At 66.3% G+C, this 13,076-nt stretch carries 11 protein-coding genes; 9 read left to right on the forward strand and 2 right to left on the reverse strand.

Annotation, left to right across the window (positions count from 1 at the left end):
- The first annotated feature begins 46 nt into the window (after positions 1-46).
- Entirely contained in the window at positions 47-1,003 is a 957-nt protein-coding gene (locus ACS5PM_RS01765) for an amino acid ABC transporter substrate-binding protein (RefSeq protein ID WP_439384790.1), read from the forward strand.
- Positions 1,004-1,027: 24 nt separating this feature from the next.
- On the opposite strand, the gene ACS5PM_RS01770 is transcribed toward ACS5PM_RS01765, so the two are convergent.
- Together ACS5PM_RS01770 and ACS5PM_RS01775 are read right to left on the reverse strand one after the other, a co-directional pair.
- The gene (locus ACS5PM_RS01770) at positions 1,028-2,368 is read right to left on the reverse strand and encodes a sigma-54-dependent transcriptional regulator (RefSeq protein ID WP_439384792.1); all 1,341 of its coding nucleotides are present in this window, start codon (positions 2,366-2,368) and stop codon (positions 1,028-1,030) included.
- Positions 2,361-4,208, reverse strand: coding sequence for a sensor histidine kinase (locus tag ACS5PM_RS01775; protein WP_439384794.1), 1,848 nt, complete (start codon positions 4,206-4,208; stop codon positions 2,361-2,363). Before ACS5PM_RS01775 ends, ACS5PM_RS01770 begins: the two co-directional genes overlap by 8 nt.
- Positions 4,209-4,537: 329 nt before the next feature.
- Between ACS5PM_RS01775 and ACS5PM_RS01780 the strand changes: the two genes are divergently transcribed.
- The 8 genes from ACS5PM_RS01780 (at position 4,538) to ACS5PM_RS01815 (ending at position 13,061) form a co-directional block, all read left to right on the forward strand.
- Complete coding sequence (locus tag ACS5PM_RS01780) at positions 4,538-5,467, forward strand: branched-chain amino acid ABC transporter permease (RefSeq protein WP_439384796.1); 930 nt, start codon at positions 4,538-4,540, stop codon at positions 5,465-5,467.
- 19 nt (positions 5,468-5,486) lie between these two features.
- Positions 5,487-6,578 carry an ABC transporter permease subunit gene (locus tag ACS5PM_RS01785; protein WP_439385595.1) on the forward strand — a complete coding sequence of 364 codons (1,092 nt, stop codon included), beginning with the start codon at positions 5,487-5,489 and terminating at the stop codon, positions 6,576-6,578.
- Positions 6,579-6,606: 28 nt separating this feature from the next.
- Positions 6,607-7,383 carry an ABC transporter ATP-binding protein gene (locus ACS5PM_RS01790; RefSeq protein ID WP_439384798.1) on the forward strand — a complete coding sequence of 259 codons (777 nt, stop codon included), beginning with the start codon at positions 6,607-6,609 and terminating at the stop codon, positions 7,381-7,383.
- Positions 7,384-7,417: 34 nt separating this feature from the next.
- Positions 7,418-8,122: an ABC transporter ATP-binding protein gene (locus ACS5PM_RS01795; RefSeq protein ID WP_439385597.1), complete on the forward strand. Its 705-nt coding sequence runs from the start codon at positions 7,418-7,420 to the stop codon at positions 8,120-8,122.
- A gap of 125 nt (positions 8,123-8,247) precedes the next feature.
- On the forward strand, positions 8,248-9,390 hold the full coding sequence (locus tag ACS5PM_RS01800; RefSeq protein WP_439384800.1) for a branched-chain amino acid ABC transporter substrate-binding protein: 1,143 nt from the start codon (positions 8,248-8,250) through the stop codon (positions 9,388-9,390).
- A 54-nt stretch (positions 9,391-9,444) separates the two neighbouring features.
- Entirely contained in the window at positions 9,445-10,404 is a 960-nt protein-coding gene (locus ACS5PM_RS01805; RefSeq protein WP_439384802.1) for a porin, read from the forward strand.
- Between the two features lie 117 nt (positions 10,405-10,521).
- On the forward strand, positions 10,522-11,874 hold the full coding sequence (gene chrA, locus ACS5PM_RS01810; RefSeq protein WP_439384804.1) for a chromate efflux transporter: 1,353 nt from the start codon (positions 10,522-10,524) through the stop codon (positions 11,872-11,874).
- Entirely contained in the window at positions 11,871-13,061 is a 1,191-nt protein-coding gene (locus tag ACS5PM_RS01815; RefSeq protein WP_439384806.1) for an MFS transporter, read from the forward strand. Before chrA ends, ACS5PM_RS01815 begins: the two co-directional genes overlap by 4 nt.
- The last annotated feature ends 15 nt before the right edge of the window (positions 13,062-13,076 follow it).

Below are 13,076 nucleotides of genomic sequence, written 5' to 3' on the forward strand. Positions count from 1 at the left end.
AGAGCCATCGCGGCGTTTCGCGCTGGCTTTCTTCTTTGGATCCACGATGCCGGCTTGCCGATCGATCGTTGTCGATATCGCCGTCGCCGTCGCCGCGGCAGCGGCCACTGCAGTCTCGAGCGCGAGCGTCCTGGCCGCGGCTTCAGCGGTCGAAGCGCCGCTGGCAGATTCGCCGGTCCTGCGCAAGATCCGGGACACGGGGCTCGTCACGGTCGGCCACCGCCTGACCTCGATCCCTTTTTCCTACCTCGACTCCAGGCTGAGGCCCGTCGGCTATTCGATGGATCTGTGCCAGCGCGTCGTCGATGCGATCCGCACTCGAATGGACCTGCGCGACCTCGAGGTGAAGATGGTCGCGGTCACCTCGGCCACGCGGATGCCACTGGTCGCCAACGGCTCGGTCGACCTGGAGTGCGGAGTGACGACCAACACGGTCGAACGCCAGAAGAGCCAGGCCTTCTCCGTCACGACCTTCGTGGCCGCGAGCCGATTGCTGTCGAAGAAGGAAAGCGAGATCCGCACGCTGGAGGACCTGCGCGGCAAGGTGGTGGCCTCGACCATCGCCACCACGAGCATCCGCTACCTCAACAGCGTCAATGAGTCGCGCAGGCTCGACATGCGGATCGTCGCCGGTCAGGACGACACCGACGCCTTCCAGATGGTGCTGAACGACCGCGCCGTGGCCTTTGCGATGGACGACGTCCTGCTGCGCAGCCTGCAGGCCACCGCCTCCAACCCGGGGGACTACGCCATTTCCGACGAGGCGCTGTCGGTCGAGCCCTACGGAATCGGCCTGCCCAAGGACGATCCCGTGTTCAAGCAACTCGTGGACGGCGTGCTGGTGGACCTCTACCGCAGCGGTGAGATCCAGGTGATCTACCGCAAGTGGTTCCAGTTGCCCATCCCGCCCAAGGGGATCAACCTGCAGTTGCCGATGAGCGATGCGCTCAAGCGAGCCATCGCCCACCCGACCGACGACCCCGACCCCACGCGCTACAGGTGATCAGGGCCCGTCGCCGGCAGCGTGCTAGCCCGGCCGGTACTTGTCGACATCGATGTCGTGCCGGTGCAGCTTGTCGTAAAGGGTCTTCTTCGCGATGCCCAGCATCTCCATCACCTTGGGCACGCGCCCCTGGCACTGGCGCAAGGCATGCTCGATGAGCACCTTCTCGACCTTGTCCATGTGTTGCGCGAGCGTGATCGGCGCGACGCCGGCCGTCGGGGTGGTGAGTTCGCCGATCTCCAGCACGAAACGGTCGGCCGCGTTGCGGATCTCGCGCACGTTGCCGGGCCAGTCGTGCGCCATCAGCTCGCGCAGCTTCGCGGGCGTCATCTCCGGTGGCGCGAGCCCGTAGCGTGCACTGGCCTGTGCCGCAAAGTGCTCGAAGAGCAGGGGGATGTCCTCACGGCGCTCCCGCAACGGCGGCAGCTCCAGCACGGCCACGTTCAGGCGGTAGTAGAGGTCGCCCCGGAACTTGCCCTCGTCGCTCAAGACGCGCAGGTCGCACTTGGTGGCCGCGACCACCCGAAGGTTGACCGGCACCTCCTCGTTCGAGCCGAGCCGCTCGATCTTGCGCTCCTGCAGGATGCGCAGCAGCTTGATCTGCATCTGCATCGGCATGGTCTCGATCTCGTCGAGCAGCAGCGTGCCGCCGTTGGCATGCTCGATCTTGCCGATGCGCCTCTTGGCCGCCGAGGTGAAGGCCCCCGGCTCGTGACCGATGAGCTCGCTCTCGAACAGGGTCTCGGGCAGGCCTCCGCAGTTGATGGCCACGAAGTTCCGGTCGCGCCGGTTGCTCTGGTCGTGCAGGCAGCGGGCCACGAGTTCCTTGCCGGTGCCTGTCTCGCCCAGGATCATCACGTCGGCCGAGGTGTCGGCCAACCGGACGATCTTGCGCCGCAGCTCCTGCATCACCGCTGATTTGCCGAGCAGCACCGCCTCGATGCCGCTGCGCTTTTGCAGCTGCGAGCGCATGTCGTCCAGCGCAACGCGCAACACGCGCTTGTCCAGAGCGCGCACGAGGGTGTCGACGAAGCGCTCCGGCGCGAAAGGCTTTTCGATGAAGTCGTAGGCCCCGGCCCTCATCGCCCGCACCGCCATCGAGACGTCGCCATGCGCGGTGATCAGCACCACCGGGATGCCGGGGTCGGTGGCCACGACGTGATCCAGCAGCGTCAGCCCGTCCATGCCCGGCAACCGCACGTCGGTCGCGACCACGATCTGCGCACCGGCCACGATGTGAGGCAGGGCCTCTTCGGCCGAGCCGCAGGGCTGAACCTCCAGGCCGGCCAGTTCCAGCGTCTGCGCCAGGCTCATGCGCACCGGCGGGTCGTCCTCGACGAAAAGGACCTTGAATCCCTCAAACATAGATTTCCTTGCGTACCGCCTCAAGGTCGAATTCGAACACCATGCCGCCCTGCTCGCCTCGCCGGGCGCGAAGGGTACCGCCGAACTCGCGAATGATCTTCGACGAGATCACGAGACCCAGGCCCAGCCCCTGTCCGGCCGGCTTGGTGGTGAAGAAGGGCTCGAAGAGATGCCCGAAATGTTCCTCGTCCATGCCGGCGCCGGTATCGCTCACGCTGACGACCGCCCGGCCCTCGACCCACGCGGAGGTGATAGAAAGCCGCCGGTCCTGTGAATCGGCCATGGCATCGACGGCGTTGGTGGCCAGGTTGAGAAGCACCTGCTCCAGGCGATTGAGGTCGCCACGAACCTGCAGCCCGGGCCGCAGGTCCACCCGAACCTCGATGCGTTCGGCACGCAGGCGGTGCTCCAGCAGCAGCAGGACGCTTTTCACGGCCGAATCCAGTTCCACCGGCGTCGCGATGCTCGCCCCCTTTCGTGCGAAGGACTTCAGCTGCAATGTGATCCGGCCCATGCGCTCGACCATGTCGTCGATCGCCTTCAGGTTCTCGGCCACTGTCTTGTGGCGGCCGCTTTCGAGCAGCAGCAGCGTGTTGCGCGACAGGGCCCGCAAGGCCGTGAGCGGCTGGTTGATCTCGTGCGAGATGCCGGCCGACATCTGCCCCAGCACGGCGAGCTTGCCGGCCTGCATCAGCTCGTCCTCGGCCTGCAGCCGCTGCGCGATCTGGCGCTTGAGCTCCTCGTTGGCGCCACGCAATTCACGCGTTCGCTCATCGACCTGGCGCTCGAGCTGGTCGTGCGCCTGCTGCAAGGCATTGCGAGCCCTGAAGAGTTGGCGCAGTGCCCGCCGCCGGTGCAGCAGATACAGCGCCAGCAGCCCCAGCAGCGCGCCCCCTGCCCCACCGCCCCAGGCCGCCGAGCGTGCGCGGCGCCACACATCCGACGGATCCGACAGCGTCACCAGGCGCACGGCCAGCGGGATCACCGGCCGCTCCTGCGCCAGGTGCAGGCTGTGGCCGGCCGTCTGCACGTCGGCGATGCGCATCACGGTGGCGCCGCCTTCGGCAGGCGTCTCCACCGACATGCCGAGCGGCGCGAGCGTCGCGCCGGCATATCGCCCCGAGGTCTTCAGCGCCTCGACGTTGACGGACCCGAGCATGCGGTACTTCCACGGCGGCACCGACGACATGATGACGACGTCGTTCTGGTCGACGACGAGCAGCTTCTCGCTCTGCGATCGCTGGCCGAGATCGACCCAGGTCGCCTCGAGCGGCGCCAGGCTCACCTTGACGACGATGTGCCCCCGGAAGACGCCGCCGCGCCTGACCGCCTGCACGAAGTAGTAGTCGGTCGTGCCGTCGGTCTCGTTCGAAGCGAAGAAGTCGGACTCATCCTCCGACAGGCCGCGAGCGGCACTGGGCAACGAGGTGCGGCCGCCCGGCACGTCGCCGCCGTGGCGCTGATAGCCGTTGCTGGCCGCCAGCGCTTCACCGTCCCGGCCGGTGATGAAGATGATGATGGAGCCGGCCCGGACATTCACCCTGGCCAGCTTCAGGCGCACGCGCTGCTGGATCTGCGCGTTGTGGGGATCGTCCAGCAAGGCCTGCACATCCTCGTCGATGGCGATGAGGCTGGGCAGATAGGCATAACGCGCCAGTTCCGTCTCCAGGGTGGACGCATAGAGCTCCAGCCTTTCGTTGGCCAGTGCCGCCAGCTCGGCGAGCCCTGCCCGTTCACTGACGCGGTAGCCCAGCACCATGCCGACGACGATGGCGACAAGGGTCAGCAGGCCGACCAGCGGCGGCGTCAGGAGCAGCGAAGGGAAACGGTCGGCGCGCATCGACATCAAGCACCGTAGTGTGCCCAACTCGCGCCCGCCGGTGGGTTGCGGCCCCTGCCGCGAAACCGCATTTCGGTGCATCACGCCGCGGTGGCGGCGGCTGCCTTCGGACCCTCCCAAAACACAGGGCGGAAATCCACACGCATGACTTTGGGGCTTGTGCGGATTTCCGCCCGGTTATCTCCGACGCTGGCCCTCTGAAGGCGCCGATTCATTGATTTCCGGGCTTTTTTCTTCGGGCATACCCGCAGAAACAGCGTGTTGGCACAGGCCGTGCTCTATGGGGCCCCGTGGCCGCGTTTGTGCGGTCTGAAACGAAAGAAGAGTGAATGGACATCTTCGTACAACAAATCATCAACGGGCTGGTGCTTGGAAGCATGTATGCGCTGGTGGCTCTCGGCTACACCATGGTGTACGGGATCATCTCGCTGATCAACTTCGCGCACGGCGAGATCCTGATGGTGGGCGCGCTCACCAGCTGGACGGTGGTCACCGCGCTGGCCGGCACCGGCTGGCCCGGCTGGGTGCTGCTGCTGATCTCGCTGGTGGCCGCCATCGTGGCGTGCTCGGCCCTGAACTTCGCGGTCGAGAAGATCGCCTACCGGCCGCTGCGCAGTGCGCCGCGATTGGCCCCGCTGATCACCGCCATGGGCATGAGCCTGCTGCTGCAGACGCTGGCGATGATCGTCTGGAAGCCCAATCCCAAGCCGTTTCCGCCGCTGCTGCCCCAGGACCCGCTGTTCCTGTGGGAAGCCGGCCCGGTGATCACCCCCACGCAGATCGTCATCCTGGTGACAACGGTGGTGGTGCTTGCCGCGCTGCTGTGGCTGGTGAACATGACCAAGCTGGGCCGCGCGATGCGCGCCACAGCCGAGAACCCGCGGGTGGCCGGCCTGATGGGCGTGAAGCCCGACTTCATCATCTCGGCCACCTTCGTCATCGGCGCCACGCTGGCGGCCATCGCCGGGATCATGTGGGCGATGAACTACGGCACGGTGCAGCACTCGATGGGCTTCCTGCCGGGCTTGAAGGCCTTCACCGCAGCCGTGTTCGGCGGCATCGGCAACCTGACCGGCGCGATGGTGGGCGGCGTGCTGCTCGGCCTGATCGAGGCGATAGGCGCGGGCTACCTCGGCGAGTTGACGGGCGGTGTGTTCGGCAGCCAGTACGTCGAGATCTTCGCCTTCCTGGTGCTGATCCTGGTGCTCACGTTGCGGCCCTCCGGGCTGATGGGCGAACGAGTCGCTGACCGCGCCTGAGGAAAACTTCATGCAAGAGATGAACAAGCAAACCAAACTGGTGGTCTTCCTGCTGGCCGCCGTGGCTCTCCTGGCCTTGCCGCTGGTCGCCGCTCAATTCGGTCAAGGCTGGGTGCGCATCATGGCACTGGCCCTGCTGTACGTGCTGCTGGCCCTGGGCCTGAACATCGTGGTCGGCTATGCGGGCCTGCTCGACCTGGGGTACGTGGCCTTCTATGCCGTCGGCGCGTACATGTTCGCGTTGCTCGCTTCGCCCCACTTGTCGGAAAACTTCGAGTGGATCAAGGCGGCGTTCCCCGAGGGCCTGCACATGCCCATCTGGCTGGTGATCCCGGTGGCAGCATTGCTGGCGGGATTGGCCGGAGTGGTCCTGGGCGCGCCGACGCTGAAGCTGCGCGGCGACTACCTGGCCATCGTGACGCTGGGCTTCGGCGAAATCATCCGGGTGTTCATGAACAACCTGGAGTACCCGGTCAACATCACCAACGGCCCGCGCGGCATCAGCCAGATCGACTCGATGAAGCTGGCGGGCTTCGACTTCGGCAAGTCGCATGAGGTCTTCGGACTCACCATTCCCTCGGTCGCGGCCTACTACTACCTGTTCCTCGCGCTGGTCGTGGCGACGGTGGTGATCTGCACCCACCTGGCCAACTCGCGCATCGGCCGCGCCTGGATGGCCATCCGCGAAGACGAGATCGCCGCCAAGGCCATGGGCCTGAACACCCGCAACCTGAAGCTGCTGGCGTTCGGCATGGGCGCCACCTTCGGCGGCGTCTCCGGCTCGATGTTCGCCGCCTTCCAGGGCTTCGTGTCGCCCGAGTCCTTCTCGCTGATGGAGTCGGTGATGATCGTGGCGATGGTGGTGTTGGGAGGGCTCGGCCACATTCCGGGCGTGATCCTGGGGGCGCTGCTGCTGTCGGCCCTGCCCGAGGTGCTGCGCTACATCGCCGGCCCGCTGCAACAGATGACGGATGGCCGGCTCGATGCAGCGATCCTTCGGCAGCTGCTCATCGCGCTCGCGATGATCGTGATCATGCTGATGCGCCCGCGTGGCTTGTGGCCGCAGCCCGAACATGGCAAGGCCGCGCCGACGCCGGTGAGCGTCAAGTAAGACCGCAGGACAGGAGAAAGACAACACCATGAGCAATTCCGTCCTCAAAGTCAGCGGCGTGTCCAAGCGCTTCGGCGGCCTGCAGGCGCTGTCGGACGTGGGCATCACCATCCTGCCCGGCCAGGTCTACGGCCTGATCGGCCCCAATGGCGCGGGCAAGACCACCTTCTTCAACGTCATCACCGGCCTGTACACGCCCGACGGCGGCACCTTCGAGCTCGGCGGCGCGCCCTACACGCCCACCACCGTGCACGAGGTGGCCAAGGCCGGCATCGCGCGCACCTTCCAGAACATCCGCCTGTTCTCCGAGATGACGGCGCTGGAGAACGTGATGGTCGGGCGCCACGTGCGCACCCACTCGGGCCTGATCGGCGCGGTGTTCCGCACGCCGCGCTTCAAGAAGGAAGAGGCCGAGATCACCCAGCGCGCACAGGAGCTGCTGGATTACGTGGGCATCGGCAAGTACGCCGAGTTCAAGGCGCGCACGCTCAGCTACGGCGACCAGCGCCGGCTGGAGATCGCCCGCGCGCTGGCCACCGATCCCAAGCTGATCGCGCTGGACGAACCGGCGGCCGGCATGAACGCCACCGAGAAGATGGTGCTGCGCGAGCTGATCGACCGCATCCGCAAGGACGGCCGCACCATCCTGCTGATCGAGCACGACGTGAAGCTGGTAATGGGCCTGTGCGACCGCGTCACCGTGCTCGACTACGGCAAGCAGATCGCCGAAGGCACGCCGGCCGAGGTGCAGCGCAACGAGAAGGTGATCGAGGCCTACCTCGGCGCCGGCCACGCGACCCACTGAGCATCAGGAGAACAAGAACATGACGCAACAAACCATGCTCAAGGTCCAAGGGCTCAAGGTGGCCTACGGCGGCATCCAGGCCGTCAAGGGCGTGAGCTTCGAGGTCAGCCAAGGCGAGCTGGTCAGCCTCATCGGGGCCAACGGCGCGGGCAAGACCACCACGCTCAAGGCCGTCACCGGCCTGCAGCCGGTGGCGGCCGGCCAGATCGAGTATCTCGGCAAGCCGATCAAGGGCCAGGGCGCCTGGGACCTGGCCCGCCAGGGCCTGGTGATGGTGCCCGAAGGCCGCGGCACCTTCACCCGCATGACCATCACCGAGAACCTGCAGATGGGGGCCTACACCCGCTCGGACAAGGCGGGCATCGCCGAGGACATCGACAAGGTCTTCGCCACCTTCCCCCGCCTGAAGGAGCGAGCCACCCAGCTCGCCGGCACGATGAGCGGCGGCGAGCAGCAGATGCTGGCCATGGGCCGCGCGCTGATGGCAAGGCCCAAGGTGCTGCTGCTCGATGAGCCGTCGATGGGCTTGAGCCCCATCATGGTCGACAAGATCTTCGAGGTCGTCGACACGATCCACAAGCAGGGCACCACCATCCTGCTGGTCGAACAGAACGCCAGCCGCGCCCTTTCACTGGCCAACCGCGGCTACGTGATGGATTCCGGCGAGGTCACCATGAGCGGCCCGGCCCGCCAGCTGCTCGAGGATCCCAAGGTCCGCGCCGCCTACCTCGGCGAATAGGCCACGCTTCGCTTCAGCGGGCCTTATCAAAGAACCGGTGAGAGGCGATGCCCGCACGCCTCGGCCGGGCAGCAGCCCGGCGCTCATCGATTCGCCAACCCCAAAGACGGAGAGAGAAGACCTTTATGAACTTCAAGCTGAATTGGAGTGTGGTCGCGATGTGCGTGGCCTTCGCGGGCAGCGCCATGGCGGAAGACCTCGTGGTCAAGATCGGCCACGTCGGCCCGACCAGCGGCCCGATCGCGCACTTGGGCAAGGACAACGAGAACGGCGCGCGCATGGCCATCGACGAGCTGAACGCCAAGGGCGTGACGATCGGCGGCAAGAAGGCCAAGTTCGAGCTGCTGGCCGAAGATGATGCGGGGGACCCCAAGCAAGGCACGGCCGCGGCGCAGAAGCTGGTGGACTCCAAGGTCAACGGCGTGGTGGGCCACCTGAACTCGGGCACCTCCATCCCGGCCTCCAAGGTGTACTCCGACGCGGGCATCCCGCAGATCAGCCCCTCGGCCACGAACCCCAAGTTCACCCGCCAGGGCTACAAGACCACCTTCCGCGTGGTGGCTGACGACGTGCACCTGGGCGGCACCCTGGGCCGTTACGCCGTGACCGAGCTCAAGGGCAAGACGATCGCCGTGATCGACGACCGCACCGCCTACGGCCAGGGCGTCGCCGACGAGTTCGAAAAGGGCGTCAAGGAAAAGGGCGGCACGGTCGCCAAGCGCGAGTTCACCAACGACAAGGCGACGGACTTCACCGCCATCCTGACCAGCATCAAGGCGACCAAGCCCGACGTGGTGTTCTACGGCGGCATGGACGCCGTGGCCGGCCCGATGATCCGCCAGATGAAGCAGCTGGGCATCACGGCCAAGTTCATGGGCGGCGACGGCATCTGCTCGGGCGAGCTGCCCAAGCTGGCCGCTGGCGCGATGGCCGATGGCCAGGTGGTGTGCGCCGAGGCCGGCGGTGTCGAGGGCACCCAGAAGGTCGCCATGGACAAGTTCAAGGTCGACTTCAAGAAGAAGTTCAACGCCGACGTCCAGATCTACGCTCCGTATGTCTATGACGCCACGATGGTGATGGTCGACGCGATGGTCAAGGCCGGCTCGGCCGACCCGGCGGTCTACCTGCCGACGCTCGCTAAAACCGCAGGTTATAAGGGCGTGACTGGAACCATCGCTTTTGATGATAAGGGCGACATCAAGAACGGTGCACTGACGCTTTTTACCTACAAGGCAGGCAACCGCGAGCAGATCGCAGTCGTTCGCTAAGACATCCCAAGTCAAAATTGGGTTTCCCCTAAATCACGAGGAAAGAGAACTCGCATGAAAAAGCAAATCGCACTGGGCCTGCTGGCCGCCGCCGCTGCAGGCGGTGCGTTCGCCCAATCGTCGGTCACCATCTACGGCCGTCTGAACCTCACGGTCGAAAGCCAGAAGTTCGGCGACGACGACCGTCAATACAACGTCGTCGACAACTCCTCGCGTATCGGCTTCAAGGGCACGGAAGACCTCGGTGGCGGTCTGAAGGCCGGCTTCCAGATCGAGCACGGCTTCAACGCCGACACCGGTTCGGTCCGCAGCTCCACCACCTTCTGGAACCGCCAGTCGGAAGTCAACCTGAGCGGCGGCTTCGGCTCCGTTCGCCTGGGCGCCTGGACGCCGGACTCGTACTTCGCGACGTCCGACTACATCGGCATGCACAACCACGAGACGGGTGACTCGTCGGACGCGTTCTACGCCTCGACCTTCAAGTACGACAACAAGGTTGGCTACGTCACCCCGAACATGGGCGGCTTCCAGGGCTACGTCTCGGTTGCCGAAAGCGGCCCGGGCGCGCCCGAGAAGACCTACGACTTCGCTGCGTACTACGACCGTGGTCCCCTGCACCTGGGCCTGGGCGCCGAGAAGCAAGACGACAAGAAGCAAGTCGCCATCCGCGGCCTGTACGAACTGGGCGCCTTCACCATCGGCGCGCTGTACCAGCACGACAGCAACATGTACGGTGACGGCAACCGCAACTACTTCCGCGTTTCGGGCATGTACGCCTTCGGTGCCAATGAACTGCACCTGAACGTCGGCCGCGCGGGCGAGTACAGCGACGAGCCGGGCACCGGCAGCTCCACCCAGTGGACCGTCGGCTACAACTACAACCTGAGCAAGCGCACCAAGGTGTACGGCTACTACACCGCCATCACGGGCGATGACTCCGACCGCTACACCGGCATCGGCTCCGGCGACGGCAAGTTCAGCGCCCTGGCCGTCGGCATCCGCCACAACTTCTGATCCTCGAAAGGCCCCCGGCCTTTCAACCGACCGCGCCCTCCGGGGCGCGGTTTTTTTTGCCCGGCTCGAACGGCCGAGTAGTAGCATCTACGCATTCGTCTGAACCTCTACACGTCAATGGAGCCGGCAACCCCTGCACCCTCTGCTGTCTCCTTCCGCGAAGCGCTCGGCTTCTGGTTCAAGCTTGGCTTCATCAGCTTCGGTGGACCCGCGGGCCAGATCGCGATCATGCATTCCGAGCTCGTGGAACGCCGCCGCTGGATCAGTGAGAAGCGTTTCCTGCATGCGCTGAACTACTGCATGGTCCTGCCTGGGCCCGAGGCCCAGCAGTTGGCCACCTACATCGGCTGGTTGATGCACCGAACGTGGGGCGGCGTGATCGCTGGCGCCCTTTTCGTCCTGCCGTCCCTGCTGATCCTCATCGCACTGAGCTGGGTCTACGCCGCCTACGGCAACGTTCCGCTGGTGGCGGGCCTGTTCTACGGCATCAAGCCGGCCGTCACCGCCATCGTGGTCCAGGCGGCCCATCGCATCGGCTCGCGCGCGCTGAAGAACAGCTGGTTATGGGCCATCTCGGCCGCAGCGTTCGTGGCCATCTTTGCGCTGAAGCTGCCCTTCCCCGCCATCGTGCTGGCCGCGGGCCTGATTGGCTACGTGGGCGGACGATTCGCACCGGAGCGCTTCAGGGCCGGTGGTGGCCATGCTCAGGGTCGAACCACCACCGCTGCGGCGCTGATCGACGACGACACGCCCACGCCGCCCCACGCACGCTTCTCCGTTCCCCGCCTCGCCATCGTCCTGGGCGTTGGCATGCTCCTCTGGGCCGCACCCATGGCGCTGTTGATGGCCACCGCCGGCTGGACAAGCACCTTCACCCAGATGGGCTGGTTCTTCACCAAGGCAGCCTTGCTCACCTTCGGCGGCGCCTATGCCGTCCTGCCCTACGTCTATCAAGGCGCCGTCGAGCACTACGGCTGGCTGCAGCCCAGCCAGATGATCGACGGCCTCGCGCTGGGTGAAACGACGCCCGGACCGCTGATCATGGTGGTGGCCTTCGTCGGCTTCGTCGGAGCGTGGCAAAGCCCCGAACTGGCGGCATGGTTCGGTCAAGACAGCTTCGCAGCCGGTGCTCTCGCGGCCACGCTGGTCACCTGGTTCACCTTCCTGCCGTCCTTCATCTTCATCCTCGCCGGCGGCCCGCTGGTGGAATCGACCCACGACGACCTCAAGTTCACCGGGCCGCTCACGGCCATCACTGCAGCCGTCGTCGGCGTCATCCTCAATCTGGCCCTGTTCTTCGGCTACCACGTGCTGTGGCCCGCAGGCTTCGGTCAAGGCTTCGAATGGCCGGCGGCCTTCATTGCACTGGCGGCCTTGGTGGCCCTCCTGCGCTTCAAGCGGGGCGTGATCGAGGTCATCACCGGCAGTGCGCTGCTCGGGCTCGCGTGGACCTGGGCAACCCGCACGTGACAACCCCACCCGTGGCCTCGCGACTGCTGTGGGCGCGCGGACTTCGCGCCTTCTGCGATGGCTACGTCGCCGTGCTGCTGCCGGCCTACCTCCAAGCGCTGGGCTGGGGCACGGCCGACATCGGCATGCTCGGCTCGGTCACGCTGGCCGGGTCGGCCATCGCGACGCTGGCGCTCGGGCAGTTCGGTCATCGCGCACCTTCGCGTCGATGGCTGCTCGCGGCAGCGGGGCTGATGGCGGCCACCGGATTGGGGTTCGCGGGCCTTCAATCGTTCTGGCCGCTGATGCTGGTGGCCTTCGTCGGCACGCTGAACCCCAGCTCCGGCGATGTCAGCATCTTCCTGCCCCTGGAGCACGCCAGGCTCGCACAGGCCGGTGGCGGGCGGGACGAAAGAACGCGGATGTTCGCCCGCTACAGCCTCGTCGGCGCGTTGTGCGCCTCGGTAGGGGCCCTCGCATCGGCGCTGCCGGCCTGGTTGACCGATCGGTTCGGCATCGATCGGCTCGCCGCCTTGCGCGCGATGTTCGTCCTCTACGCAGCGGTGGGTGCCATCGTCGCCGCGCTGTACGTTCGCATGGACGGCGCCCGGCCGGCCAGCGAGCCGCCGCCGGCACCGTTGGGAGCTTCACGCGGCATCGTCTGGCGGCTCGCCGGCCTGTTCAGCGTGGATGCTTTCGCCGGCGGCTTGCTCGTCAACACGATCCTGGCCCTGTGGCTGTTAGAACGCTTCGGCGTCTCGGTGGCCGACGCGGGGCGCTTCTTCTTCGTGTCAGGCTTGCTGGCCACCGCCTCCCAGCTGGCAGCCCCGTGGGTCGCGCGACGGATCGGCCTGGTCAACACGATGGTGTTCACGCACATCCCGGCCAATCTCTTCCTCGTCGCCGCGGCGCTCGCGCCGACACTTCCTTGGGCACTGGCAGCGCTGCTGGCGCGCAGCACGCTGTCGCAGATGGATGTACCGACCCGCTCGGCCTTCGTGATGGCTGTCGTCACCCCGCCAGAGCGTGTCGCGGCCGCCAGCTTCACGGCTGTCCCTCGCAGCCTTGCCTCCGCCGGCGGACCCGCGCTCGCCGGCGCGCTGATGGCCAGCGGCATGCTGGCGGCGCCCTTGCTGTGTGGCGGCCTGCTCAAGATCGCGTACGACCTCGCGCTCTGGCGCGCCTTCCGCCACCACCAGACGGATTGAGTTGGCGCTCGAGCG

This window comes from Ideonella flava (assembly GCF_051857595.1).
Classification (GTDB): Bacteria; Pseudomonadota; Gammaproteobacteria; order Burkholderiales; family Burkholderiaceae_C; genus Ideonella.